The organism is uncultured Shimia sp. (assembly GCF_913054185.1).
GTDB lineage: Bacteria > Pseudomonadota > Alphaproteobacteria > Rhodobacterales > Rhodobacteraceae > Shimia.
In genome coordinates this window covers 39,624-65,636 of the sequence record NZ_CAJXIV010000006.1, presented here as the reverse complement: position 1 = coordinate 65,636, position 26,013 = coordinate 39,624, and the positions used below count along the sequence as shown (strand labels likewise).

Sequence of the window (26,013 nt, the reverse complement as noted above, 5' to 3'; positions counted from 1 at the left end):
CGATAAAAAATTTTCAATTTGGAGAATGAGGCATGGATATTTCCAGCCTCCTCGAACCTCTAGAGGGGGACTCTCCGTCCGGTATTGAACTCAGAAATGAGAGTGAATTTCACTCTCTTGAGCGAATGGTGCAACCCGCCGGACGTGAACATCGCCTGAACGACGACGGATCAATCAATCCCAAAACACCGGATGTTGATTGGACAGTTGTAGCAACGGACGCATCGGCGCTCGCCAAAAAGGGCCGAGACTTGCGCCTGCTCGTGATTGTTGTGCGGGCGTTATACGCGCAAGATGGATTTTCCGGTCTGTGTTCTGGGCTTGGACTGCTTGGCGACACTTTGGATCAGCATTGGGCCACGCTCCATCCGGCGTTGCGTGAGCGTGATGATCCAACGATGGCTTCCCTGCCCCGCGCCAACGCGTTGCGGCAGCTTGAAAACGATGACAACGGCTTGTTGGGCGATTTGAAGTTTGATGTGGTGCTCAACCCACGTGGCATCGGAGCCATCATGGGCGATGACTTGGCCAAAGCATCCTTGAGCAATTACGACATGCTCAGCCGCGCGGCCGCCGGCCTCAACCAAAACGAGAAAGACGCGCTGTCCGCCCGTCATGAGGCATTGGTCAATCGGGTCAATGCAGCCTCCCGCCAATTTGCCGATCAGGACGCAGAGGCCGCCGCCCAATTGGTGGCCGACATTGCCGCCTGTGAAACCGCCGCCGCCGCGCTTGTCGCAAAATTTGCCAAAAGCTCTGGTGTGTCAGATGGCACAGGCTTGAATCTTTCAGAAGTTAGCGAGTATTTGGCGCAGGCCAAAACCACCCTGGAAAGCGCGGTTGCCGTCATTGGCGACAGCACATCACAAGCCGAAGATGGCGCAGGCACCGGCACGCCAACACAGGTCAATGGGAGTGCCTCCATGGTACAATCGGCAGCCGTCTCAGGCACCGGTGCGGGCGCGGTCAATTCCCGCGAAGACGTTGAAACCGCACTGGACCAGATTGTTGCGTTTTATGAGCGCACCGAACCGTCCAGCCCCATCCCCCATCTCGCCCGGCGCATGCGCCGAATGGTGGCGATGGATTTCTTGGAACTCATTGAAGAAATCGCCCCATCGGGCCTCAAGGAATTTCGAAACATCGCGGGGGTCGAAGATCAACGCACAAAATAGCATTACAAAGGAGGGCTTTTGAAGAATGAATACCAGTAAACAGAAGGTCATAGAGCGCAATCGGGCCCCGCGGGTCCAAATTGCCTATGATGTGGAACACTACGGCAGCCCAACAACTATAGAACTGCCGTTTGTCATGGGCGTTATGGCCGATCTGGCGGGGGCAAGCGAAACGTCCGAAGCGCAAAAGTCCGTCAACGACCGCGCCTTTGTCGAAACCGACGCTGGCCGGTTCGGAAAATTCATGGAAGCCCTCTCACCGCGGGTGAAAACCCGGGTGCCCAACACGCTTCCCGTGGCAGAGGGTGAAGAGAAAGACGAAGAGCTTTTTGTCGATCTCACCTTCAAAAACATGGGAGATTTTGCGCCTGACAAAGTCGCCGAACAGGTGCCGGCACTTGCCGAGCTGCTCAAAATGCGCGGTCAACTCGAAGAGTTGCTGAGCTACATGGACGGCAAGGTTGATGCGGAAAAACGCATCGCCCAACTTCTCAACAACGAGCCGCTGCTCCAGCAAGCCGCAGAAGCGGCGGTAGACGCTGAAAAAGGGGAGGGCTAAGTTATGGCTGACGAAGAACTCAAAGCAGGGGCTGGTGCCGCCGAAGCCGAAGCGCTTGATCTCGGCGAATTCAGCGACCTGCTCGAAAAGGATTTCCGCGTCAAGGACAAAGACGGCGAAAAGCTCAAGGAATTGGTGTCAAACCTCGCGGTTGCTGCGCAGGAGCGATCCGGCACAACAGCCATCTCCGGCAATGCGGTAAAATCGATCAAGTCTCTTATTGGAGGCATTGACCAGCTTCTTTCCGAGCAGATGAATGAAATTTTGCACGCCCCGGATATTTCCAAAATGGAGGGTTCCTGGCGCGGTCTGCACTATCTGGTGAACAACACCGAAACAGATCAAAAGCTCAAAATCCGGGTGCTCAACATCAAAAAGGATGATCTCGCAGACCATCTGGAAGACTATGAAGGGCAGATGTGGGACCAGTCCCCAATTTTCAAAAAAATCTATTCCGACGAGTATTCCATGCTGGGTGGTGAGCCATTTGGGGCGATTGTGGGCGACTATGAATTTAGCCACAAACCCAAGGATGTAGGCCTGCTGCGCAATATCTCTGGTATTGCCGCTTCTGCACATGCGCCCTTTATCGCCGCCGTCGCGCCACAGCTCTTTCGCATGGAAAGTTGGCAGGAACTGCCCAATCCGCAGGACCTGGAGCAGATCGTTTCAAGTCCGGAGTACGCCAGTTGGCAGTCGCTACGCGAAAGCGAAGATGCACGCTATATCGGTCTTGCCATGCCTCGAGTTTTGGGACGCCTGCCTTATGGGGCCGAGACCGTACCGGTCAAGGGTTTTGACTTTGAAGAGGTCATCGACGGCAAACATGACCACTACACCTGGATGAATGCGGCTTATGCCATGGGAGTGAACATCAACCGCAGCCACAAAATTTCAGGTTGGGGCACCCAGATCCGCGGTGTGGAATCCGGTGGCACAGTGATGAACTTGCCAGTGCACACTTTCCCAACGGATGATGGGTCTGTGGCGATGAAATGCCCCACCGAGATCGCGATTGACGACCGGCGCGAAGCGGAGTTGGCGAAGTTGGGCATGATGCCGATCCTGCATCGTAAGAACACGGATGTGGCCGCCTTTATCGGGGCCCACAGTCTGCAGGATGACGAAGCCCGCGCCGGACGCCTGGTGGACCCTGATGCTCAGGCCAACGAACGGCTCTCAGCCAATTTGCCATACCTCTTCCCGGTCAGCCGGTTTGCCCATTACCTCAAGGCGATTGCCCGCGACAAAGTGGGCACGTTCAAAGAACGCGGTGATATGCAGATCTGGCTCAGCGAGTGGATCAACCGCTATGTGCTGGCAAATCCGGCAATGGCGGATGATGCGGCCAAGGCCAAGCGCCCCTTGGCGGCGGCCGAAGTCGAAGTGGACAGTGTTGAAGGGCGTCCAGGCTATTACAACGCCCGCTTCTTCCTGCGCCCGCACTATCAACTTGAAGGCATCAACGCTTCTTTGCGCCTCGTATCGGAGTTGCCTTCTGTCAAATCCTGATTTTCGTAACCAGTAAATTGGAGAAATCAAAATGGCACTAACAGGTTATCTGAGTATCGAAGAAATCCCCGGCGAAAGCCAAAGGGTGGATCACGAAGACCAAATTGATGTTCATGACATTGCTTGGAACATCGAACAGGGCTCTGCTGCACAAGTTGGTAGAGGTCGAGCGCGTGCCCGTGCTCAAGTCGACGCACTGCTAATGAAAAAGTATCTGGACGCATCTTCGCCCTATCTGGCTTTGTCCTGTATGCAAGGCAAATCCTTCGCCAAATGGGAACTTTTCCTTCGCAAGGATTCCGGCGACGCCCACATCGACTATCTGCACATCACCATGGAGCACGTCACTATTTCCAAGTTCGAAATGGTTGGCATTGGCGAAGACGAAGGTGGTCAAATGGTTGAAGAAGTGCTGGGAGCCGTGTTTGAGAACGTGACCGTCAAATACACCGTGCAGGAAGAAGACCACTCCGCCGGGGACGAGCACGAAATCTCCTACGACATCGCGGCCGGGGTCTAACTCTGACGCAGGACGTATCCAATGGTCGCTGATCACGACAGCCCTCCTGCAGCTTTGCAGGAGGCCGTGCAGCCTTCGCTGTGGGACAGGCTTATCGATGATTTGCCGGGCCTTTTGGCCGAAACCCAGGGGTTGCGCAAAGAGTTGTCTCGCGTGCTCAAAAGCGACGAGGCCGCTGTGGACACTGTGATCGCAGGGGAAGCCCGCGCTATTGCCGCACATCCGGATCTGGATGACGACGGCCGCGCCCTCGCACACCGACTGTTGTCGCGTCGAGCGGCACTTAGACGGTTACAGGATGGCGGTGTGGTGGTGACCCCCGAAGTGCTGCGCGAAGCTGTGCGGCGCGACATTGAGATGCTCTTTAATATTGAAAGGTTGGAGGCCGACTATTTGTTCACAGAGAAAGAAGCACGCAATTACGACAGTCCGTCGCACGTTCTGGAAGCTTTTCCTGAGGTGCGCCGCTCTGTCGTGAATTATGGCGTGCCGTCTTTTTCTGGCAAACTTGGGAGCGACTTTGATACCGATCTTCTGGCCCGCGAACTGCGCGAGGTGCTCACGGTTTTTGAACCCCGTCTACGTCCTGACAGCCTGCGCGTGAAGGTCAAAGTGGGTAGCAAATCCGGTATGCGCATCGAAATTGACGGGTTGTTGATGATGTCGCCCGCACCGGAACGGCTGCGCCTATCAACGGCCATTGATCTGGACAGCGGCAAGGCCACAACCGAACTGGAGGGCAACTGATGGATCAGGCCTTCCTTGAGTACTACGAAGAAGAACTGGGCCACATCCGGTCTCTGGCCAAGGAGTTTGCCACTCTGCATCCCAATGTTGCCGGCAATCTTTCCATCGATTCAGTGCCTTGCCCTGATCCCTACGTCGAACGCCTGCTCGAAGGGGTGGCTTATCTCTCGGCGCGCACCCGGCTTAAGGTGGATGGGGAAAGCTCGCGTTACGTGCGCAACCTTCTCGATGCGCTTTATCCTGATCTTGCGGGTCCGGCACCTGCTATGACGGTGGCGACAATTGAGCCCGGCCCGCAAGTGGATCGCATGGTCGATGGCCATGTAATGGCACGTGGCACGCGTTTCATCGCGTCTCTGCGCGAAGGCCTGCAAACCCGTGCCACCTATACCAGCAGCCAGGCAGTGCATCTGTGGCCCATTAAGATTGCCGACGCCGAGTTTTTGCAAGACCGTGGTGCGCTCGCGCAGGCGGGCGTCTCGGACTCCCTGTTGCGTGATCATGAAGCTGGCATTCGCATCACTCTGGAACGCCGCGGTGCCGGAAGCCTCTCTGAACTCTCGCTGGATCAGCTGGATATCTATTATGGTGCCAGCGGCCGAGGTGGCGCATTGTTTGATGCTTTCTTCGGTTTTGGCGGCCCCGTGTTGGCCCGCCCGTCCGATGCCAAAACCGCCCCCTTTGTTGAGGCGACCACCCCGCAAATGATCGGCATTTCCGACGGCGAAGCATTGCTGCCTCGAGTACGGTCTTCTTTCGAAGGATACCGCCTGTTGCGGGAGTATTTTCTGATGCCCGAGCGGTTCTATGCGGCGCGCCTGACGAACCTGGCTTCCGCCGTTCGTAAAACGTCAAAGCGCAAGCTGGAACTGATTGTTCTGCTGCGCCGATCCGATCCTTCCCTGGCCGAGATCAAGGCCAGCGATTTCCACCTGTTTGCTACCCCCTTGGTCAACCTTTTTGAACACGAGTGCAATCTGGTGGACCTCAAAACCCACCGCTCCAGCCACATCGTACACGCTGACCGCACCCGCGCGTGGGATTATGAGATTTATCGGCTGATGCGCGTGGAGGACGGCGAGATCCAAGGCCCGCAGGCCCAGATAACCCCGCTGTTTTCGGTCGAACAACAAGCTGACAGCGGCCATGTTTATGCCGCCGAACGTCGTCCCCGTCGCCCCAACACAGACGAACTCCGCCGCGGTCAGACACGTTCAAGCTATACCGGAGACGATCTCTACGTTTCCGTCGCTATCCCGGCGCACCGCAAGGGTGTAAAACCCGTGCGCCGCGTGGATATTCGGGCACTTTGCACCAACCGCGATCTGCCCATACTGGATGACACCCCCCGTCTGAGCGTCGAAACCGGCGATCCTGTGACCGGTGTTACACTGTTGCGCCCGATGCGGCGCCCCCGCCCCTCTCTGCGCGCGTCCCTTCCCTCGGGCGTGGGCGGAGAGGAGCGAATGGACGATCTGACATGGCGCTGGATCTCGCAACTCTCGCTGAACCACATCTCTCTGGCTGCGGATGAAAAAAACGCCGAACCCCTGCGCGCGCTCATTCAGCTTTATGCCGGTCGCGGCGATCCCAAGCTGGCACGCCACGGCCAATCGATCACCCGGGTCACGTCAGAACGGTTGATTGAACGCATCGGCCGCCCTGGCCCAATTTGTTTTGGGCACGGCACCGATATCACGCTGGAGGTCGACGCGGGCGTGCTCTCCGGTGGCTCCCGCCTGCTGCTGTCCGCCTTACTGGCACAGCTGTTTGCGCGTCACACCGGCATCAATTCCTTTGTGCGCACCCGCACGCGACTTTCCCAAGATCAGACGGAGGTGACATGGCCGATGACGCCGGGCACACGCGCGCTGATTTAGACGCGCAGGCCAACCACATAGGTAGCATGGATTTCTTCGAGCTATTACGACAGCTCGAAACCGAAGAGGCACGTTTTGGACGCGCGGGCGACGCCGCCAAAGAACCTGCGCGGCTAGGACAGTTGCCGCGCATGAGTTTTGCGGCCAGCGATGTCGACGCGTTCACTCCAGGGTCAGATACCACCCCTACCCGGATCGACACCAATGTCATTGGGCTGATTGGCCCCGAGGGCCCGATGCCCCTGCACCTGACCCGATGGATCATGGCCCGTATGTCCAATCGCTGGTTTGCTGGCGAAGGCGAAGGCGCCTCTGCGGATAAGGCCTTCCTTGATTTTACCAATATGCTGCAGCATCGGGTGATTGCGCTGTATTGGCGGGCCTGGGCGGATGCTCGTGCAGACATCCATGTGGCCTTTGGCGACGGCGGTCGAGTCACCGCTCTGATGCGCTCCCTCGCGGGTCAGGGATTGCCCGGCACGGTCAGCCCTGATCACCATCTTGAAGGCGCAAAACTGCGACATGCCACGTCGCTTGCTTTGCAGGCCCGTAGCCCGGAACGGCTCACAGCCTTTCTTGAAACTGTGGTTGGCGTGCCCGTGTCGCTTGAGGAATTTACAGGCCGTTGGGTCGACATTCCGCAACATTTGCAATCGCGGCTAGGACAGGCGCATGCTGGTCTTGGTACCGCGGCGGTTATGGGGGCCCGTTTCTTTGATCGGGCAGATCAGGCGGAAATCCGTCTAGGGCCACTCACGCAAGCACAGTTTACGCAGTTTCTTGAGAGCGCCGTGACCTGGGAACGTCTGCATCATGCGGTCCTCTTTGCTGCGGGGCGCGAAACCGTCTTTTCGCTGCGGCTTGTCTTGGCCGCAGGCGAAGTACCAGCCGCTCAATTGGGGAACAGCCAACTTGGCCGCACCAGTTGGCTCGCACCGGATTCCACAAAGGGCGCCGAAGACCTCGCTTTCAGCGATCTCGCTGACCGCCCCGCCCCAGCCAACAGCGCGTCAAGGAGACTGGCCGGATGACACTTAGGTTTGTTCTTGAAAACGCCCCTCACCCTCAATTGGTCTCCGAAAAAGAATTCGGCGGCGGTCGCTTGGTAATAGGCCGAGGTGCGGATGCGGATTGGCAAATTGATGATCCTGACCAATTTGTCTCGCGCAGCCACGCCATTATCACCGAGGAAAGCGGACGCATAATTGTCACCGACGCCTCCTCTGGCGGGCTTTATGTCGACAATGCTGCCAATCCGGTGGGCGCTGGAAACTCCGTGCCCATTGACGCGGGCATGCGTCTGCGCCTAGGCGATTTTGTTCTGCGGATCGAAGAGGTTACGGTGCGCAAGACGCAAGGGGAAACACAGCCTCGCCGATCTGGAGCGGGCGTGTTTTCCTTTGAGTTTGGCGCCGAAGAGGCCGCGCCTCCCCCCAAGAAACGTCCGGACAGCTTGCCTGATCCCTTTGGCCTGCGAGAGGACAATCGCGACGAAGGTCAAGTACAAGAAGAGGACCGCCCGCCGAGACCACTGGATCAGGACGACCCCTTTGATCTCGATTTGCGCGGAGCCGCGCGTGCAACTCCGCCGGACCCACAGGCGGACCCAAGCAACAACGAGGGATTTGGCAGCTACTTCAGTGATGCTCCGGTTGGCAAACCCGACGCCCCCGTCGACAACGATTTCTGGCAGCCTGACGTCACCGCCGATACAGGCCGCAGCCGAACCCGTGGCGCCCCCCAAAGAAGCAGTGAGAGCCAGCCTCCTCTGGCTGCAGCCCCACCGCCGCCAAGCGATCCTTTTGGGCTCAGCGGTGAAGCGGTGGCGCAAAGCGCACCACCGGTGCGGGATCTGGAAACGGCTCAGTCAGTAGCGCCAACACCCGAACCAGAGAGGCAACAGGCACAAAACGCCTTGCCTGAAACCATCAACCATCAGCCCACCGCGACACAAACACCGTCTGCTCCCACAGCAAAAGAAGCCGCGCTGCGCGCCGCATTTTTTCGCGGCATGGGATTGGACCCTGCACATGTGCCACCCGCGGACTCCGAGGAGGAAATGGAACGCATCGGGCGTTGTCTGCGTGCGTTGGTCGAAGGGGTTATGGCTCTCCTGCGCACCCGTGCGGAGGAGAAAAACCGCGTGCGCGTGGCTCAAACCATCATCGCCAGCGCCAATGTGAATCCGTTGAAATTTTTGGCCACCACAGATGAGGGGTTGGCCGCCCTACTGCAACCTCGCGGCGAAGGGTACCTTGCGCCTGAAGACGCTGTGAATTGGGCGTTCCGCGACTTGAACGACCATCAGGTGCGCACATGGACTGCGTTGCAAACCGCCCTCCGCCGCATGATCGACAGCTTTGATCCCGCCGAAATCGAGCGCGAGATGCAGGACGCTGGCCTGATGGAAAAGCTGCTCGCCGGCGGCTCAAGCGCCAAGATGTGGCAGCTCTATGTTGAGCGTTATGGCGAAATCGCCCGCGCCGCAGAAGAGCGCTTTCTCGGCGAAGTTGGCGCGGATTTTAGAGACGCATATGAAAACCAAGGGAGATCGTGACATGACTTTTTCAAGACGCAGTTTTCTGATCACCGGCTCTGCCGGATTTATTCTGACGGCATGTATGGGCGGCGGTGCCGCCACCCTAACCGTTGCGGCTCAGGCTCAAGCCGGTATGAACCCCGGCCCCGATGGCAGCGATCGCCCAGTCACCATTTCGATCCTACAAATGTCAAGCTCCGGCAATTTTGACAGCGCAGATGCCTTTGCTCTGCAAAACCCGTCAGCCGCGCTTGGCTCTGAACTGCTCAGGACCGATCAGATCACTCTCGCCCCGGGCGGATCCGGTGAAAAAGTGATTGCGATCCAGCCCGGCACCGCTGTGATTGGCGTGACCGGCGGTTTTCGGGACCCGACAGGCAAAACTGTGCGCACCAAAATCAACGCTCCGTCCGGCAATCAGGGTGTCCTGATCAATGTCGGCCCCGGCGGCATTTCTTTGACTTCAGTGTAAAGGACACGTGAATGACTGACAGAAATAGGGTTGTCTGGTCCGAAGGGCTGTTTCTGCGCACCCAACATTTTCAGCAGCAAGACCGCCACACAGAATGGCTGGTGCGGCGCGCGGTGGACGCCGCGCCTCTGCAATCCGCAGGCTTCGTGGCTCTGCAACTGGATCCGGTGGCTGCCGAGGCCGGGCAGATCGCCCTGCTGGAGGCTGACGGCATCTTGCCTGATGGCACCTTTCTGTCCGCGCCCCATCACACCAGTCAGATCGCGCCTGTGCGCGTCAGCGCCGACACGGTTTCGGGGTTGGTGCATCTCGCCCTGCCAGCCGAGGCGGCTGGCGCAAATGATATGGATCCGGCCCATGCAGAGCCCTCCGGCATGCGCTGGCGCGGCACCATGATCACCGCCCGAGACGCCGTGCGAAATGGTGCGGAACCGTCTGATATTGAGGTCGCTCGCACAGCGCCGCGCCTGATCCTTCCGGGGGAGGAAACCACCGGTTACACCACGCTGCCAATTGCCCGCATCGACGGGCTCACCGCTGAAGGCGCCGTGGCGTTTGATCCGCTGTTCCTTGCGCCGGCGGTTCGTATTGAGGCGGTCGATTGGTATTCCCAACTGCTCAAGGAGTTGGTCACTGGGCTGGATCGTGTAAGCGAAGCCCATGGCTCGATGGTGCTTGGCGGCTCCGGTGCCTCGATGGAAAACCTCCTAATTCTCGAAGCCGCCAATCGTGCCCGGCAGCGCCTTGCGCATTTGGCCGAACAGAACAATGTCCACCCCTCCCAGCTTTTCCTCGAGCTCTCTGGTATTGCTGGACAACTGGCCACCTATGCGGCCTCCTCCCGCCGTCTTGGCGAGATCCCCCCCTATCAACACCTTGATCCGCAGCCGTCCTTTACCGATCTGGCCGAAACCCTACGTTCCTTTGTTTTGAGCCTTCAGCATGTCGAACCCAAAGCACGGCCACTTAAAGTCAGCCGCCACTCCGACAACATATGGACAGTGCGCATCGACAATCCCGCCTTGTTGAAGAAAAATCGAATTGTGCTGCGCATCGGCGGCGACATCTCAGATGCGCTTCTGCGCAAGATATTTGTCGATCAGGCCACGGTTGGTGCAGCGGATGACTTTGACAAACTCTGGACCTCCAAATTAACCGGTATCCCGCTCAAACCGCTCAACAGCCAACCCCGCGAAATCCCCTATGACGGCGAACGCCTCTGCCTTGAGCTTGATCGCACCTCAGAGCACTTCGCATCTTTGGCCGAAGCTCCAGGGTTTGTTTTGGGTGTTGCTGGGCAACTGGAGAAAGAGCCTGAAATTGATTGTTACGCGGTGAACCGGTGATCTTATGAATGGTGATGATCCCTTTGGACTGGAAAACGACGCTGGCCGCACAAGAGTGCGACCCGTTCGGCGCAGCTCGCACCCCGACCAAGCAGCACAGTCACAGCCGCGTGCAACCGGCCCTGGCCTTGAAGCCCGCTTGCGCGACAGCCGCGCCAACGACAACCCTTTTGTCAAAGCCTACGCCCCGCTTCTGGGACTCGCACCGGAACTGGAACGTGCCACCGCGCCAGAAGCCCCGGACATGCTGCGCGGCCGCCTGCAGGACAACCTGACCTATGCACGTGACAATGCGGTCTCCGCTGGCGTCCCGTTGACCCGCGCCGATCAGGGCGCTTGGTTTGTCGCTGCATTGTTGGATGATGTCGCGCTCAACACCCCTTGGGGGGTGAGCTCTGGCTGGCCGCAAAACCCTTTGGTCGCAGTACTTTACGGCAATGTCGATGCGGGCGAGCGCTTCTTTGACCTCGCCGAAGATCTGATCCGGTATCCGGAGCGGGACCCCGAGTTGCTGGAGCTGGTGTTTCTTTGCCTTTCACTGGGGTTTCGCGGTAAGCACCGTGTCTCCGGCAGCGGCGAAGCTGCATTGACCCAAATGCGCAGCCAACTGGGCCGCCTATTGCGCGATCGAGAAGCCGAAGACACCCTGCTTGCGCCGAACTGGCAAGGGGTTGAGGCCTCTGACGAACCCAAGAGATTTGTGGTGCCGCTGTGGTCCATAGGTCTGGTTGGAATTGCGGTTATCACCCTGATCTATGTTGGCCTGGGCATGCGTCTGTCGGCAAAAGGCGAACAGCTCTATACCTTGGCCTCGGTCCTGCCCCCGCCTGACCGCGCTGATATCTTCCGTCCGATTATCGAAACCGTCGAAGAGCCCGTGCTGCCGATCGCGGCTGAACCCCTGCTCCTGGAACTTTTGCCACTCTTCGCCGAGGCCGCCCCCAAGGACACCGCACGTGCCTTGACGGGACGCGAAGATGTAGCCGTCGCGGTGATCGTCGTGCAATCCACCAGCCCAGAAGTTTTTCGCTCAGCCAAGGCAACCCTGAACGGCGAATACAACGACCTCGTTGCCTCTATGGCCGAGGTCCTCATCGAATATCAGGAAGTTATTGGACAGGTCCGCGTGGTTGGTCACACGGACAGCGTGCCTGTGCAGCGCAGCAACCCGTTCCAATCCAATCAAGGCCTCAGCGAGGCCCGCGCCAAAACGATTGCCGACATGCTGATCGCTGCTGGCGTGCCCGCGGCGCTGATCTCTTCCGAAGGCAAGGCCGCTGCCGACCCGATTGCCGACAACGCCACCAAAGAAGGCCGCGCCCGCAACCGGCGCGTCGAAATCATCTTGCAAAAGAAAGTCTGACAGCATGGGGTTTCTGAAAAAAATCTTGGGCATCCTGTTCTCCCGCACACTCTGGACGCTCATTGGCATTGTGCTGCTTTGCCTGCTGATCTGGTTCTATGGCCCCTTGATCAGTTTTGGGGAAAGCGCACCTCTGGCCTCTGACACCACACGCCTGATTGTGATCGGGCTGATCATCATCCTGTGGTTGGTCTCCATGCTGATCCGTCAACTGCGTGCCGCCCGCGCCAACCGCGCCTTTGTTGCCGAGCTTGCAACCCCAGCCCCCGAAGCCGTCTCCGCACCAGGAGAAGAAAACATCGCGGAAGTGCAGGAAAAGTTTCAGGGCATTCTGGATCAACTCAAACGCTCTAAACTAGGTGGTCGCAAATTCCTGCGCGACATGCCGTGGTACCTGATCATTGGTCCACCTGGCACGGGCAAAACCACCGCTCTGCGCCAATCCGGCCTGCATTTCCCCATCGATCTTTCTGATGATCTCAAAGGCATTGGCGGCACCCGAAACTGTGACTGGTTTTTCACCGAAGACGCGGTACTGATCGACACGGCCGGCCGTTATGTGCAGCAACAATCTGATCCGGATGCGGATGCCGCGGAATGGAAAGGTTTTTTGAACTTGCTTCAAAAGCACCGCGGCCGTCGGGCGCTCAATGGAGTCATTCTGACCTTGTCAGTGCTGGAACTTTTTGGCGACGACGCCTCAATCCGGGAACACGGACGCGAAATCCGCAAGCGCCTGTCTGAGCTGCGCGAAGAGTTGGGCATGAACCTGCCCGTCTACCTGATGATCACAAAGACCGATCTGGTGCAGGGGTTTGAAAGCTACTTCGGCGATCTTAACTCACGGGAGCGCGAACAGGTCTGGGGCGCCACGTTGGGCACCACAGAGCGGGTCGACACACTGACCGTGGAACGCGAGTCCACCGTGCTGCAGGAAGCGCTGGAGGACCGCCTGCTCTCGCGCATGTCCGACGACCTGCCACTGGCGGCGCGCGCCGAAGTCTTCCGCTTCCCCAGCCAGATGGAGCAGGTAGCCAATCCACTTAAAGTGCTGATCGAGGCCGTGTTTGGCGAAAGCCGCTATGAAGACAGTCCTTGGCTGCGCGGGTTTTACTTCACCTCCGCGACGCAAGAAGGCTCCCCCGTCGATCAGATGCTGGCAGGCATCGCGGGCTCTTTGGGTATGGCCCCGCCCCCACCTGAACACCGTGCACATGGCGAAAAGCGCTCGTTCTTCCTGCGCAACATGTTAACCGACCTGATCTTCCCTGAGGCTGGACTCGGGCAGTTTGATCCCCGCGCCGAAGAGCGCCGGCGCTGGATATGGCGCGGTGCTTTGGCTGGCACAGCCCTCCTAACGGTTCTGCTGGGAACGCTGTTTTTGTTTTCCTTCCTACGCTACCAAAGCGGCCTCAGAGATCAGGAACGTCAGTTGACCTCCTTGTCGGCCCGCCTCTCCAACGTGGCCGCACGGCAGGCGCCCACCGACCCTCTGGACTTAAACCTCGCGCTTGAGGCTGCCAATGAGACCGCGCTGGCCACGACCAAAGTGGCCACAAGCCCTCTGACCGCCCTTGGGCCCACTGCAGTGCCCGAGCTCGCGCAAGTGCAACGTATTTCGTACGATCATACCCTGCGAAACATCCTTGAGCCGCGCATGGTCGCAATGCTCGAAGCCACGATGTGGCGGCACTCCCGCGATCCCGAGTTCCTTCTTGGCGGGCTCAAAAGTTATCAGATGCTCACGGGGCGCGCGCCTTATGATGTCGACTTCCTTGGCGTGTGGTGGCAGACCGTTCTGCCGGATTATGCCCCAATTGATCCCTTTCCTACGGATGAATCTGTGGATCACCAGCTCGCCGCGCTGGAGCGGATGGCGGTTGAAGAGGTGAAAATTGAAGCCGATCCCGCGTTGATAGCCACGGCGCTGAAGTCGATCTGCACCATTCCTTTGGCGGTGCGTGCCTATCGCGCGCTGCGGGCGGAACCATCACTGGCAGGATTGCCGGACTGGATCCCAGCAGAGCAGACCGGCCCGAAAGGTACACAGGTGTTCTCCCGTTTGTCGGAGAAAACCCTGCGTGTCGGCCTGCCCGGCGCATTCACCTACAAAGGCTTTCATGAAGGTGTGTTGCCGCTGCTGCCCGAAGTTGCCGCACAGGCCTTACTGGATCGCGCGGTCTTTGCCGGAGGTTGCGCGGAAAGTGCGGAGGCCAACACCAACACGCTGGAGAAGGATATCCTCAAGCTCTACTATGATGACTACGTTGCGCAATGGGACAGTTTCTTGCGCGACATTCGCCTGACTCCAATCAGCGACCTCAATCAGGCGCGCGCCAATCTCAAAGATCTCTCTTCCGTCGATTCCTCCTTAAAACGCCTGCTGCTCTCAGTCGTGGCCGAGACCCACTTGGCTTACATTGCGCCCGAAGGTGACGGCGGCGAAGCTGCCAAAAAGGCAGGCCTTAGAGCAGCTTCCAAATTGGGTAAAATTGGCAAGCTAGTGAAATCAAGCAGCAAGATCGCGCGCAAGTCCGGCGTTGGCAACAGCAGCAGTGGTGGCCCCGCGGAACTGCCGCCTGGAACACCAGTGTCGGACCACTTCGCCCCCATTCGCGGCACTGTGCAGGAGGTGGACGGCGTGCCACCATCACTGGATGACGCTGTGGTGGCTCTGTCTGCACTTTCGAATGAACTGCAAACCGTCGCCGCCAGTCCTGATCCGCAATCTGCACTGCTGGCCCGTGGAGGGCTGCCGCAACTAACCGGCGCAATTGCCAATGAAGCCGCCGCCCTACCGGACCCGATTGATCAGTGGATTGCGGGGATTGCGGGGGATGCCATCAGCGTCACGCGAGACGCGGTCTTGGCGCAACTTAATGCCCGCTGGCGGGCCGATGTTTTGCCGTTTTGCCAATCGGCAACCGCTGGCCGGTATCCGTTTGATCAATCCAGCGCAATTGACGTGAACACACTCGACTTCTCGCGCCTGTTTGGCCCCGGAGGTTTGATTGATGGCTTCACCAACGACAACCTCGGTGCTTACATCGACACAGCAGTGCGCCCGTGGCAATGGCGTGCCGATTTTGGTCTGGATGCCGAATTGCTGAAACCGTTTGAAAATGCCCGTTCAATGCGCGATGCACTTTTCCCGGGTGGCGCGGGCCCTGTCGTGGCCTTTGCGTTGGAACCCAAAGACCTGAACGGCAATGCCTCACGCGTGACCCTGAATGTGGACGGACAGGTGTTGAGTTATTTCAATGCCGCCACACGGCCCATGCCTATGACCTGGCCGGGGCCGGATGGCACCAATATGATCACGCTGACCTTTGCGCCGGTGGATGGGTCTTCCGAATTGATCACATCAGAGACTGGAAGCTGGGCGCTGCTGCGCTTGTTGCGCAAGGGCCGTCTGTCCAAAACCGCCCTCCCCGAAGTCTTTGGACTGTCACTGGGCGCTGGCGGCTTTTCTGCACGCTATGATCTGCGCGCCAACTCAGTAGAGAACCCGTTTGATCTGCAACTCTTCTCCGGGTTCACCTGCCCGCGTGGTTTCTAAGTGGTGTCTGATCATGCGCCCTCTTACCAGCCAACCACCGGTTTTTTTGGCAAAGTGCCGGGCGCCGGGGATTTTGTAGCGCGCGGCCTATCGCCGGGGGTGCGTGGCGTGCTGGACCGCTTCTTGACCACCAAACTCGGCCGAGCAGCCCATCACCCCGAACGCTGGCCCAAAGGCGGCATTCGCGCGGTGATCACAGGCCCCTCAGGGCCACTGCTATTGTGTGTTGTTCCGTCACTGGATGCGCACAAACGCGCCTTTCCTGTGGCTGCCTGCGTGGCGCTCAACGGGGCGAGCCAAACCACAGCCAACGCTTGGGCAGAGGCCGTGATTGATCCGCTTTGGCATGAAGACCAGGTAGAAGCGCTGTTTGAGGCTTTGCGAACGGTGTCAAAGCCCGCGCCCTCTGAGACACCCATTACTGCCCCTGCGCTCTGGCGGGACAACAACGCACCCAAAGATCCGGATCAGGCCCTCAGCGAAATGTTCTGATCTTTCTGAGCTAGCGTCTCAGTTCAGGTCGATTTTGCTGCCTTTGAGCGTCATATTTCCACTCGCTTTGCCAACAATCTTGCCACTGCCTTTTAGGCTGATGTCTTTGCCTTCCAAAACGATTGTGCCATCTTTCTTGAGCTGGAACTTGGCCTTGCCACAGGTCAACGTGATTTCATCGCCAGCCTTGATCGAGATTTTTTTGCCAACTTCAACATTCAGGTTCTCACCAATGGTCGCAGATTTGTCTTTGCCAACCGCTTCCACCATGTTTTCACCAATTTTGACGTCTTGGTCTTTACCAATCTCGCTGGCTTGGGTCTTGGCGATCTTCTCGGTTTGATTGCCGCCGATTTCCCAGCTGTCCGTTGACCCCACACTGTGGCTCTGCGTCGACCCAACTGAGACCGAACGTGTTGCCCCAATTGTGTTGGTTTGCGGCCCGCCAACGGTGCGCGCTTCAGAGGCCCCCACAGTATCAGCGCGGGCGACCGCAACAGTCACTGCTTGATTGGCACCAACGGTCTGTGTGTGGTTAGACCCAATACTTTCTGTCGAGTTTATCCCCACCGAAATCGATTCATTTGCCACCACCGTCAGACTACGATCCGCACCCACGGTTTCGGTGTCGTTGTTGCCAATATTGACCGTGCGATCAACGCCAACCTTCGTGGTTTTGTTGTTACCAACTGTCTCATCCCGGTCGTTCACAACATCCTGTTTGGCGTCATGCCCCACGGTCTCGGCAAAATCATTGTCGACATTGCGGGTCTCGTTGTTCTTGATCCACTCGTTGTGGTCTTTTTGTGCTTGAAAATAGACCTCTTCATCACCTGCCTTGTCTTCAAAACGCAGTTCATTCCAGCCGCCGCCGCCAAGCGACGTGTTGGATTTCCAGCCGGACTGGGTTGCATTGCCCGGCAAAGCGTAGGGCGGCATCTGCTCAGCATTGTAAACCCGCCCTGTGATGATTGGCCGGTCTGGATTGCCATCCAGAAAATCCACAATGACTTCCTGCCCAATCCGCGGAATTTGGATAAACCCCCAACCAGACCCTGCCCAAGCGGAACTGACCCGAATAAAGCACGTCGAATTCTCGTCGTGTCTCCCTTCACGATCCCAGTAAAACTGCACTTTCACGCGCGAGTATTCATCGGTGTAAATTTCTTCGCCCGCAGGGCCAACCACGATTGCAGTCTGCGGCCCTTTCATCACCGGTCTTGGCGTAATCTGCGCTGGCCGAAACTCATTGTCAGATGGCACCAGTATATACTGCGCCTCAAAGCCGCGATCCTGATCCATCTCTCCACCCGCAATATATTGACCGTCCCAAATTTTATATTTGGCCTCCAGAATGAAAAATGGGATGTTCTCCGCGTCGCGTGCATGGTCAAAAAGCTTAAAGCGATGGCCAGAGCAGGGCATACTGGCTGTAGAATGCGCAAAGGCCTGATGGCGCAGAGCCTGATCTTCGGCTCGCCGTACTTTGGATAAATTACCACCGCCGCCGGCATCCTCATAGGTGCCGGGATAGTCGTAGCGCTCATAGTCGGCCTGCGCGTGTTTGGGCGGGACAGTGTCTGCTGATAACAAATCCGTCGAAGGCGTCTCGAAATTGTAATCGTTCAGTGCGTGTTTGGCAGTGACCACCATGTCTTCGCGCATCAGGGCACTGATCACGCCGATACCTTCGGTGCCTGCCATCACGTTGGGCTCAAAGCGCAAATCCGGTGCCTCAGGGCAGTCCACAACGTTGCTGTCTGCATCCGCAAAGATCAGCTTATGTGCGCCTTCTTCGAATTCAAAGAAATAGCAGATGCCTTCAAATTCCATCAAACGTTGCAGGAAATTCAGATCACTCTCGCCAAACTGCACGCAGTATTCCCGCGTCTCATAACTGCCCGACAGGCGTAACTCGTAGTCACCAAAACCGTATTCGCCAAGGATCTGCTCGATGATCTCCACAGCGGTTTTTTCCTGAAAAATGCGGTTGTCCGACGTTTTTGACAGCATCCACAGAAACGGCCGCAAAATCAGTCGATAGGCAAACAAGGCATCGTCATCGTTTCCCTCAAACCGAAACTGATCGACGATTCCATGAAAATAGCGCCGCATCTCTGGGTCATCTTCGTTGGTGGTCACGTCCACCGTGACCGGCAGCCCCAACAGATCATCCGACGCAATATTGGGGTCGGTGCTAAAGGCCAAAACGTCAAACTGAAAACAGTGGCTAACACAATCCCGCCCGGTCATTTGGCCAAAGATCAACGCCGGCTGCCCCTCAATTTCGGGCAACGGAGTGGTCAATCGAGCAATGCGGTCGATCGCCATCAGGCGCCTCCCCTCGTCAATTTGGTCACAAAAAGATCTTGATTCAAAATTCGTATGCAACCGATCATAGGCCAATATGGGCCCAATCCGAAATGGTTTCCTCTCAGCCCAGCGACACGTTTCACAATGCCGGTGGGCAAGGAAACTCAAGAACCGCGCGCCGCGCCGAAACCGGATTGATTTTGTCACGAAACGCGAGGCTCAAAAAAACGCGGCCTGACTCCGTGCGCAAATCCAGCAAAGCCCGCTGCCCTTCGTCTCGCAGACGCAGGCGAACGCCGTCCACAAGCCGCAGCAGCCCCCACGGGCCCGGTTGCTGTATTCGCGCGGCATCCGTGCTGTCGCGAAAGCTCACTTCTACGCCGATCTCGGGTTGCGGCCCCGGCCACACCAACGTGACAGGCTCCCCCTGTGCCCGCACCGGCCGCGCCTCTCCGCCAATGGCAACCAGCGTTTGCCCCAATTCGGCCAGCGCACTGAGCGTGACCTCCTGACGCAGCGCGCCACTTTCATCAAACAGAGCCTCGGAAATCACCGCCGCGCGCTCCAAATAGGCCGCGCTTTCCGGTGTGACTCCGGCAAACCGCGCCTCAGGTTTCCAACGCCATGGGCTCTGGTTTGTCTCGAGATAAGGTCCCGCAACCGCGGCCAGAAATCCGGCCATCACGCCTTGGGGACCAAACATTGCAACCACATCCGTCTGCTCCGCATCAGCGCCCGCACCAAACGGATAGCGGCCTTTAATTGCTTGCTGACACAGAGGAAACACATTGCGCTGCCAGGCTCGGGTCAGCGCATTTCCGCCCTCATCCGATGCTTCCAGCATGCCTGATTGCACCAGGACATCTTCAGTAAGCTGCGCAACAATGGCAGGTGCTGCGTTGAGCGCCGCAATCGACCGAGCCCGATCCTGCACTGACATCAGGCGCTGATTGCCTTGTCTTTGACTGCTGTCAGCCGCGCCCAGCGCCACATTCAACGAGGAAAACAGCCGCGCCATTTCAACCATGCGCCCCTGATCCAGATATTGAATGGTTGGACCGAAGGTGCGCGCCAGCTCCAATTGTTGCTCATGGCTGCGCCTGCGGTCGCCGCCACCCGCTTCAGCAAACACAGCGCGCAATACCTGACTGAGCGGGTTGTCGGCCTGGCTAAGCGCGCCGGATACAATGATGGCGGTGTTGCGATCCGAAAACGGCCGCACCCGCAATTCGGCAAGCCAACCTTGCCAAACTGCTATGGTTTCCCTCTGCAACCGATTGGCCAACAAATCGGGTGTTTGGTTGTTCTGTGTGAGCGCTTGTCCAGTGACCTTTGACCCAATGGACCGCGCTTTTTGAACCGCCACGCCAATTCCAAAGTTGCGCGCGTGCTGCCACCCCTCAGCTGTAAAAATCCCGGAAATCGGATCGGAGACCGGCTGTCCTGTGCGCCGCACCAAAACGATTGTCAGTTGCGGCACCGCACGTTCCGGGTGCCAAGCCGGGAGCGCGGCAGTCTGCGTCGCCCGTTTAAGCTCCAACCACGCACGGTCTGGTTCCGCCACTTCGGCTGCAAACTCCCGCGCCTGATCCATCAGGACTGCATCTTTGGGCGCCAACCCTTCTACGGGACCAGCCAAAGGTGCGACATGGCGCGCCAACCCATCCAACCCCAAATTGCTGCCGTGATCCCGCAACCACCCCGCCAACCACGGAGTCTGCCACTCATCATCGCCAGACAAAATGACCCAAGCCCGCAGCGCGTCGTAAAGCACCAAACTGTCACCTTCGGTGGCCACAACCGTTTCAATGGCGGTGGCAATTGCTGGCGGCACTTGCCGGACGACCACTTCCGCATACGTTTTTTGTGCATAGGTCTCACTGTCCAACATGGGTAGGCGCAACTTGCGCCTGAGAGGCGCGCGCTCGGCGGCCTTTTGCATTCGCTCCAACGCCGCCCACATCTGATCCAATCGTGTGACCAGCTCGCCTCCCGACTGCGCACGATCCAAACCTAATTGAAGAACCTCATCGTCAAATCCGGCCCGCAAATCCCTGTGAAATCGATATTCAATAAATGCTGAATAACTCATCAGTGCCACGGCCAGAAGCACTGCAAATCCGACAATCCTCCAGCCCCAACCGCTGGAAGCTGCCACTTTATGACCATGTCTGCGTTCCTGAGACAAAGTCACCATCTGCTCCAGAAATCCTGTCAGATCAGCATAGTCTCCGCCCTGACGTGCGGCGGTTTCCGCAAAGTCTCGGATCCGCGCCACGGTCATGTCACGTCCCTCAAAAAGTTGCCGATGCGCTAGAACCGACCATCCGCCCAGATCAATGCCCGGGGTCTGGCGGACGCGCCCGTCCATTAAAACTGCCAGAGCGTAGCGCGCCGGTTTGATCGCTGTGCCCTGTACCCGCGCCTGCGCCAACCGGTCTTCAAACTCGACCAACTCTCTTTCAGCTTCAGTGACGAGTTCTCCCACCGGTTGCCGTACGCGACGGCCCACCGTGTCGATCCAGTCCAGAACAGGCCTGGCCGCATGATGATACACGCTCACAGTGTTGGCATTTTCCGGCCCAGCTTGCGCCATGGCTCAAAGTTTCCCCTCTGCCTGCCACTGCCGCAATGTCTCCACGCCCACTTCAAAATGCATCGAGTCCTCACGGTTATAGGCCGCTCCCCAGTACCAGCCTTCTTCGTTGAACAGCTCGGCGAGCAGGATCAATCCGAACTGCGTGCCACCGTCGCCAAACCCGTCCAGCCGGCCTTCAAGCTTCAGGTCAATCGCCGTTCCCCAGCTGTGGTTTGACACCGATCGTTTTGAGCCGCGCACCAGCCGCGCGCAGAGGGCACCAGCCGTGCCTAGAGCCTCGTGCACCTCTGGTTCGGAAGTTGCCAACTTGGACATGATGCGCTCCAGCGACGCCAATGCAGGACGGATCATGGTCACCCTGATCGGCCCCACTTGCCGGGTCTCCATCAATGCCCTTAGTTTCTCCTGTGTCACCGGCGCACAATCTTGCGTGTAACTGGAACGAGGGTGGCCCAGAATTTCCAACATGATGCGGTTGCGTGGCTGGCTGATGCCTAGGTTGAACGCCATTTTGTCCAGAGTCCCGACTTCGGTCATCCGTTCAATGCTGGGGCCAAAATTCTCATCCCCGCCCCCCGTAATGTCACCTGCGGACACTTCGAGCGAAGTCGGCGCCACCGCGCCGCCTCGTGCAATCGCCAGAGCTTGTTCCTCTGCGAGCCGCCTTTGCTCTTCCTGCAAGTCCGTGATCTGCTTTTTCAGACCGTCAATCTCACGTTCCATAGCCGCGATATCTGCTTCGCTGCGTGACAGGCGCATCTCAGCTGAACCGTCCGCAGTTTCCAGAACCGCTCCCACCACAGCAAAAGCGATGGCCGCCACCAGCAGGCCAATGGCAATAATGATTGGGCCTATCAGCGTGCCATCCCGCATCGCTTACCCCCTCTCCGCAAAAACAGAGACCACAGACACATTGTCCGCGGCCCCTGCTTCCAGAGAGGCCGTCAAGAGCGTGGTGCACAACATCTTCGGAGAGCCCGCGCGCGCCATATGGTCGGTGATTTCCTGATCACTCAGACACCCAGTTAATCCGTCCGAGCACAACATCACCCGGTCATCCGGAACCAGAGGCACGGCGATGGTGTCCACCTGCAACTCAGCCATATGCCCTACCGCGCGGGTCACAACATGCCGTTCCGGATGGCTGTGTGTCTCTTCCGGTCCAATCAGGGCACGGTCCACCATATCCTGCACCACCGTGTGATCATGGGTCAAAAGACGCAACGCCCTCCCCCGCAACAAATACGCCCGGCAATCACCAACCCAAGCGATGGTGGCAATAGCATTCTGGATCATCAGCGCCACCGCCGTTGCCCCCATGCTGCCACGTGTCCGGGCCTCGTGATGAATCCGCGCATTTGCTGCACGCAACGCTCCCTGTAAGGCAGGTCCGGCCAAGGCGTGGTCACTCACCTCCGACAACGCATCAATCACCATGTCCGAGGCCACATCACCAAAGCTGTAGCCTCCCATACCATCGGCAACAGCCCAAAGAACGCCGGTCGGGTCGGTCAAAATCGAGTCTTCATTGCGCTCTCGGACCACCCCAACATGGGTCAACCCCGCACCAATAAACACCGGTTGGGCGGGCATCATTCGGGGGATAACAGTTGTGGCTTTACTCACATAACTCTCCCACAGGCGGTCATCGCCAACACCCCGGCTACGCGATTGCGCTGTTTTCAAACCACATCACGGCGCTGCGCCGGAGCGAGGGGGCATAGTCAAAATTGGCACTTCAAAAAAGGCTGAATTGAAAACAAGGCCAGTATAGCCTAGCATAAATCATGCACAAAATCTTTTTCCAATGAGGCTCACATGCCGAATTTTAGAATTAAACCCTTTGCCGTGGTCCTTTCAATCGTCGCCTTGACGTCTCCGTTGTCGGCGCAAGAGGATCTCAGCGTCGATGAACTGATGTCTCTTTTTGAGCGCCAGCGCGAAGTCTTCCAGGAGGCTGAAACCAACGGAATGGGCGCCACCCGCGGCTTGAAACTGGTCACTGTTGATGAGGGCGCAAACAACACAACCGAGGCCGTCAATTTGTCCACTGAGACAAGTACAGAGACCGGCACTCAAGATGGCACGCAAACCGGTGCGCAGGTGGTACAAGCCGCAAGCGATCCCAATGCGCCGCTGGTGTTTGGTCAGCTGGATCCCGAGTTGCAGGTCAATCTGCAAATCAAATTTGGCTTTGACTCCGCGGCCCTGTCCAGCGACGAGGCGCCCAAGCTTGAAAAGATGTGCCAGGTGCTTCAGCGCAGCAACATCAAACTGGTACGGATTGTCGGACACACCGACACCTCCGGAACAGAGGAGTACAATGAGCGCCTTTCAATCCTGCGCGCAAAAGAAGTGGCGCGTCACCTCGTGGACAACTGTGGCATCGACCCCGCGCGTTTGGAAACTCAAGGCATGGGCGAACGTTTCCCGTTCAATGCGGATGACACCCGCGCCGAGGAAAACCGCCGCGTGGAATTCCAAGCCCTCAGTTAAGCCCTTCCAGCCGGATTTCTCTGGTGCCGTTCAAAACAAATCGGGGCGGGTCGGGCTTTTCGCCCAATAGATTCTTGCGGCTGTCTCCAGCTCGGACAATCGGTTGTTCGCAGGGGATTGCAGATTGGCCTCGGCAGCCATGGCCGCCAAGAAACGCCGTGTTGCTGGTCCAATCGCGCCATCCACTGCAACATCGGCGCCCATGTCCCGCAAAAGCAACTGTGTGGCTTTGGCCAAGTCGTCCGCTGGCTGCCCCTGTAACCCCTCCAACGCCGCCTCAGCCGCTTTCTTGTTGGAGAGATGGCTCGCCTTGGCAAAACGGATCAGAGCTGCCGGCACATCGGCTGCGGCGCCTTCGCCTTTCAAAACCATACGCGCCGCATTTACACCTCCCCAGCCGTCACCGCGTGACAGTCCTTCATCGTACCACACCAGAGCTTCCGCATCGCCTTGTCCAGGGACATCCCCTTTCCGGATCATGCGCCCCAATGTGGACGGACCAAATGGATGTCCCCCGTCACTGGCCTTCAGATACCACTGATAGGCGGCATCAAGATCCTTGGCCCCATTCAACCCGTTGGCTTCAACATAGCCAAGATTGTAGAAGCCATAGATGTCCTGACGCGCGGCGCTGGCTTGTAAATAGCGCAAACCACGTTCCGGCAGGAAATGGTCGGTATCTTTTGCCAGGAAGTAGATGCCCAACTCATTCATTGAATACGTGTGACCAAGCTCTGCCGCCCGGTCCAACAACTCAAATCCCATCTCGCGCTCTATCGCGTCTTGGCCGTTGCGCAGAAAATGCAGGCCTTTGGAATGCATCGCAAACGGATCGCCCGCCTCAATGCCTTTCTCATAAAGCGCCAAAGCGCCTGCCGCATTTTGCGGAATGCCCGTGGCTTGATGATCGATCCGCTTGGATATCAAAAATCGCCCTGTGCCGTTCAAGGCCCGAATATGCCCCTGCGTGACCGCGGTTTGAAAGCTCAGAAAACTCTTGTGCAACCGCCCCGCCGCTTGCTCAGCCCGCCCCAGTTGGTAGGAAAACCGGCCCTCATCAGGGTAGGCCTCCACTGCCACCTGACACGCCTCCAGCGCATAATCCACTTCTATCTCATTGGGCAACCGGTAAAATCCAACGCTGCCCGGGTCCAACGCATCACCCGCCGCGAGATCGCAGGCGTTGACCTCCATTTCCAACAACACAGAAACAGGAACTTCGGCACCATTGGTCTGCACCGTGACCGAAAATTGATCTCGCAAAAACGCAGATCGCTCTGTGGCGCGCCGCTCGCTCAGCACCGGACGATACATCAAACCGTCCGCGCGCACCGAGACCAAACCGTCATTGGGCACAGTTGTCACCGAGATCGACGGCAGCGCAGATTGTCCCAACGCAACTGCCAGCGCTGGCCCCAAATCAATCTGCCGATCGTAGGACACCGGCAACGTCACCTCAGACGGGAAATCCTGCGCTGTGACCTGTCGTGTACTGCCGCCACTGTCTGGGGTCGGCACAACCATCTCCGAAGTCACGACAACCGGTGCTTCAACTGTGCGTCCAAAATGAAATGGCTGCACCAACGTTGAGCTTTCCCACGGCACTTGTTTGCCGTCGGTTGCGTTATAAACCGCCTTCCTGACCTGCGCAAAGACCGAAAGGATATCGCGTTCTGGCTCGGCACTCACCGCATTTACGATGGCCGCTGTATAGGGACTGTTTTCACTGCCATTGCCGTCAAACGCCACCATCCCCGGAGCGGTAGAAAAGGCAACCAGAGAATTCAGCGGTGTTTGGAAAACGTCAAATCCCGTTTTTGTCTCAAACAGGCTGGCGTCCAAATTCCCGGCCAGAACCTTGTTCGGAAACGGATTGTCGCGACAGGCGTCTATGATGGCCACATGCACTTTGCCCCGCGCCGAGAGCACTTCGATCACTCGATCAAGCGTCACAGACTCCACCGGCAAATCGTAAACCGATTCAAAAGCCACATCCGTGGGCAACAGGTAGTTGCGACGGCCAATCTGAATGCCATGGCCAGCGTAGAAAAAGACAATCTCCGCCCCTTCCGTGACATTCAAAATCGACGCACGCAGCAAGTCTTCGAACCCTTGCCGGTCAAGATTGTAGCCGTCAAAAACCGTAAACCCCAAGTCACGCAGCATCGCCGAAAACCGCTCCGCGTCGCGCTTGGCGTTGGCCAAATCGTCGATACCGACATAATCCTGATTGCCAATCACCACCGCCAGCCGGTTTGGCTCGCTTTGGGCCACAGCACTTGTGGCAATTGCGGACAAATACGTGGCCAAGGCAAGCGGGGCCATTCTCTGTCTTATGGCCGATATGCCTCGCATAGGCATTAGCCACTCCACCCGCCGGGGCTGTCAGAGCCGCCATCATCGCCGCCGGAACTGCCAGATCCGCCGTCATCGTCGTCATC

General features: G+C 58.0%; 19 protein-coding genes. 14 read left to right on the top strand and 5 right to left on the bottom strand.

Translation table 11 applies throughout. The features are described 5' to 3' along the window. The first annotated feature begins 32 nt into the window (after positions 1-32). Genes tssA through tagF form a run of 13 tightly spaced genes read left to right on the top strand, consistent with a single transcriptional unit; the run spans position 33 to position 16,164 of the window. On the top strand, positions 33-1,175 hold the full coding sequence (gene tssA / locus QZ517_RS02610; RefSeq protein ID WP_294221649.1) for a type VI secretion system protein TssA: 1,143 nt from the start codon (positions 33-35) through the stop codon (positions 1,173-1,175). A gap of 25 nt (positions 1,176-1,200) precedes the next feature. Beyond that, positions 1,201-1,734, top strand: a complete 534-nt coding sequence (tssB, locus tag QZ517_RS02605; protein ID WP_283427761.1) for a type VI secretion system contractile sheath small subunit — start codon at positions 1,201-1,203, stop codon at positions 1,732-1,734. A gap of 3 nt (positions 1,735-1,737) precedes the next feature. Next, on the top strand, positions 1,738-3,246 hold the full coding sequence (gene tssC, locus QZ517_RS02600; RefSeq protein ID WP_294221639.1) for a type VI secretion system contractile sheath large subunit: 1,509 nt from the start codon (positions 1,738-1,740) through the stop codon (positions 3,244-3,246). A gap of 31 nt (positions 3,247-3,277) precedes the next feature. Further along, positions 3,278-3,766: a type VI secretion system tube protein Hcp gene (locus tag QZ517_RS02595; protein WP_294221636.1), complete on the top strand. Its 489-nt coding sequence runs from the start codon at positions 3,278-3,280 to the stop codon at positions 3,764-3,766. A 21-nt stretch (positions 3,767-3,787) separates the two neighbouring features. Then, on the top strand, positions 3,788-4,513 hold the full coding sequence (locus QZ517_RS02590) for a GPW/gp25 family protein (protein WP_294221634.1): 726 nt from the start codon (positions 3,788-3,790) through the stop codon (positions 4,511-4,513). Further along, a complete protein-coding gene (gene tssF, locus QZ517_RS02585; protein ID WP_294221631.1) occupies positions 4,513-6,393 on the top strand; it encodes a type VI secretion system baseplate subunit TssF in 1,881 nt (626 codons plus the stop codon). Before QZ517_RS02590 ends, tssF begins: the two co-directional genes overlap by 1 nt. Then, positions 6,357-7,424, top strand: coding sequence for a type VI secretion system baseplate subunit TssG (gene tssG, locus QZ517_RS02580; RefSeq protein WP_294221628.1), 1,068 nt, complete (start codon positions 6,357-6,359; stop codon positions 7,422-7,424). Before tssF ends, tssG begins: the two co-directional genes overlap by 37 nt. Further along, the gene (gene tagH / locus QZ517_RS02575; protein ID WP_294221626.1) at positions 7,421-8,950 is read left to right on the top strand and encodes a type VI secretion system-associated FHA domain protein TagH; all 1,530 of its coding nucleotides are present in this window, start codon (positions 7,421-7,423) and stop codon (positions 8,948-8,950) included. Before tssG ends, tagH begins: the two co-directional genes overlap by 4 nt. Position 8,951: 1 nt before the next feature. Beyond that, the gene (tssJ, locus tag QZ517_RS02570) at positions 8,952-9,404 is read left to right on the top strand and encodes a type VI secretion system lipoprotein TssJ (protein WP_294221623.1); all 453 of its coding nucleotides are present in this window, start codon (positions 8,952-8,954) and stop codon (positions 9,402-9,404) included. A gap of 11 nt (positions 9,405-9,415) precedes the next feature. Next, positions 9,416-10,750: a type VI secretion system baseplate subunit TssK gene (gene tssK, locus QZ517_RS02565; RefSeq protein ID WP_294221619.1), complete on the top strand. Its 1,335-nt coding sequence runs from the start codon at positions 9,416-9,418 to the stop codon at positions 10,748-10,750. Positions 10,751-10,754: 4 nt separating this feature from the next. Then, positions 10,755-12,113 (top strand): type IVB secretion system protein IcmH/DotU, encoded by a 1,359-nt coding sequence (gene icmH / locus QZ517_RS02560; RefSeq protein WP_294221617.1) that lies wholly within the window; start codon positions 10,755-10,757, stop codon positions 12,111-12,113. A gap of 4 nt (positions 12,114-12,117) precedes the next feature. Continuing rightward, complete coding sequence (gene tssM, locus QZ517_RS02555) at positions 12,118-15,672, top strand: type VI secretion system membrane subunit TssM (RefSeq protein ID WP_294221611.1); 3,555 nt, start codon at positions 12,118-12,120, stop codon at positions 15,670-15,672. A 3-nt stretch (positions 15,673-15,675) separates the two neighbouring features. After that, entirely contained in the window at positions 15,676-16,164 is a 489-nt protein-coding gene (gene tagF, locus QZ517_RS02550; RefSeq protein WP_294221609.1) for a type VI secretion system-associated protein TagF, read from the top strand. A gap of 18 nt (positions 16,165-16,182) precedes the next feature. Here tagF and tssI read toward each other — a convergent pair whose 3' ends face one another. From tssI to QZ517_RS02530, 4 genes are all read right to left on the bottom strand, one after another. After that, positions 16,183-18,495, bottom strand: coding sequence for a type VI secretion system Vgr family protein (tssI, locus tag QZ517_RS02545; protein WP_294221606.1), 2,313 nt, complete (start codon positions 18,493-18,495; stop codon positions 16,183-16,185). A gap of 121 nt (positions 18,496-18,616) precedes the next feature. Further along, positions 18,617-21,073, bottom strand: coding sequence for an ImcF-related family protein (locus tag QZ517_RS02540; protein ID WP_294221603.1), 2,457 nt, complete (start codon positions 21,071-21,073; stop codon positions 18,617-18,619). A 3-nt stretch (positions 21,074-21,076) separates the two neighbouring features. Next, complete coding sequence (locus tag QZ517_RS02535; RefSeq protein ID WP_294221600.1) at positions 21,077-21,949, bottom strand: M15 family metallopeptidase; 873 nt, start codon at positions 21,947-21,949, stop codon at positions 21,077-21,079. Between the two features lie 3 nt (positions 21,950-21,952). Further along, positions 21,953-22,702 (bottom strand): protein phosphatase 2C domain-containing protein, encoded by a 750-nt coding sequence (locus QZ517_RS02530; protein WP_294221597.1) that lies wholly within the window; start codon positions 22,700-22,702, stop codon positions 21,953-21,955. Between the two features lie 192 nt (positions 22,703-22,894). On the opposite strand from QZ517_RS02530, the gene QZ517_RS02525 reads away from it, so the two are divergent. After that, on the top strand, positions 22,895-23,572 hold the full coding sequence (locus QZ517_RS02525; RefSeq protein WP_294221595.1) for an OmpA family protein: 678 nt from the start codon (positions 22,895-22,897) through the stop codon (positions 23,570-23,572). A gap of 30 nt (positions 23,573-23,602) precedes the next feature. Here the strand turns inward: QZ517_RS02525 and QZ517_RS02520 are convergent, their stop codons facing one another. Beyond that, positions 23,603-25,897: a caspase family protein gene (locus QZ517_RS02520; protein ID WP_294221593.1), complete on the bottom strand. Its 2,295-nt coding sequence runs from the start codon at positions 25,895-25,897 to the stop codon at positions 23,603-23,605. Positions 25,898-26,013: the final 116 nt, after the last annotated feature.

What these genes read in the sequence shown, in the direction of transcription:
- tssA (WP_294221649.1), top strand. Translation starts at nt 33, where the DNA reads ATGGATATTTCCAGCCTCCTCGAACCTCTAGAGGGGGACTCTCCGTCC.
- tssB (WP_283427761.1), top strand. Translation starts at nt 1,201, where the DNA reads ATGAATACCAGTAAACAGAAGGTCATAGAGCGCAATCGGGCCCCGCGG.
- tssC (WP_294221639.1), top strand. Translation starts at nt 1,738, where the DNA reads ATGGCTGACGAAGAACTCAAAGCAGGGGCTGGTGCCGCCGAAGCCGAA.
- QZ517_RS02595 (WP_294221636.1), top strand. Translation starts at nt 3,278, where the DNA reads ATGGCACTAACAGGTTATCTGAGTATCGAAGAAATCCCCGGCGAAAGC.
- QZ517_RS02590 (WP_294221634.1), top strand. Translation starts at nt 3,788, where the DNA reads ATGGTCGCTGATCACGACAGCCCTCCTGCAGCTTTGCAGGAGGCCGTG.
- tssF (WP_294221631.1), top strand. Translation starts at nt 4,513, where the DNA reads ATGGATCAGGCCTTCCTTGAGTACTACGAAGAAGAACTGGGCCACATC.
- tssG (WP_294221628.1), top strand. Translation starts at nt 6,357, where the DNA reads ATGGCCGATGACGCCGGGCACACGCGCGCTGATTTAGACGCGCAGGCC.
- tagH (WP_294221626.1), top strand. Translation starts at nt 7,421, where the DNA reads ATGACACTTAGGTTTGTTCTTGAAAACGCCCCTCACCCTCAATTGGTC.
- tssJ (WP_294221623.1), top strand. Translation starts at nt 8,952, where the DNA reads ATGACTTTTTCAAGACGCAGTTTTCTGATCACCGGCTCTGCCGGATTT.
- tssK (WP_294221619.1), top strand. Translation starts at nt 9,416, where the DNA reads ATGACTGACAGAAATAGGGTTGTCTGGTCCGAAGGGCTGTTTCTGCGC.
- icmH (WP_294221617.1), top strand. Translation starts at nt 10,755, where the DNA reads ATGAATGGTGATGATCCCTTTGGACTGGAAAACGACGCTGGCCGCACA.
- tssM (WP_294221611.1), top strand. Translation starts at nt 12,118, where the DNA reads ATGGGGTTTCTGAAAAAAATCTTGGGCATCCTGTTCTCCCGCACACTC.
- tssI (WP_294221606.1), bottom strand. Translation starts at nt 18,495, where the DNA reads ATGGCGATCGACCGCATTGCTCGATTGACCACTCCGTTGCCCGAAATT.
- QZ517_RS02540 (WP_294221603.1), bottom strand. Translation starts at nt 21,073, where the DNA reads ATGGCGCAAGCTGGGCCGGAAAATGCCAACACTGTGAGCGTGTATCAT.
- QZ517_RS02535 (WP_294221600.1), bottom strand. Translation starts at nt 21,949, where the DNA reads ATGCGGGATGGCACGCTGATAGGCCCAATCATTATTGCCATTGGCCTG.
- QZ517_RS02525 (WP_294221595.1), top strand. Translation starts at nt 22,895, where the DNA reads ATGCCGAATTTTAGAATTAAACCCTTTGCCGTGGTCCTTTCAATCGTC.
- QZ517_RS02520 (WP_294221593.1), bottom strand. Translation starts at nt 25,897, where the DNA reads ATGGCCCCGCTTGCCTTGGCCACGTATTTGTCCGCAATTGCCACAAGT.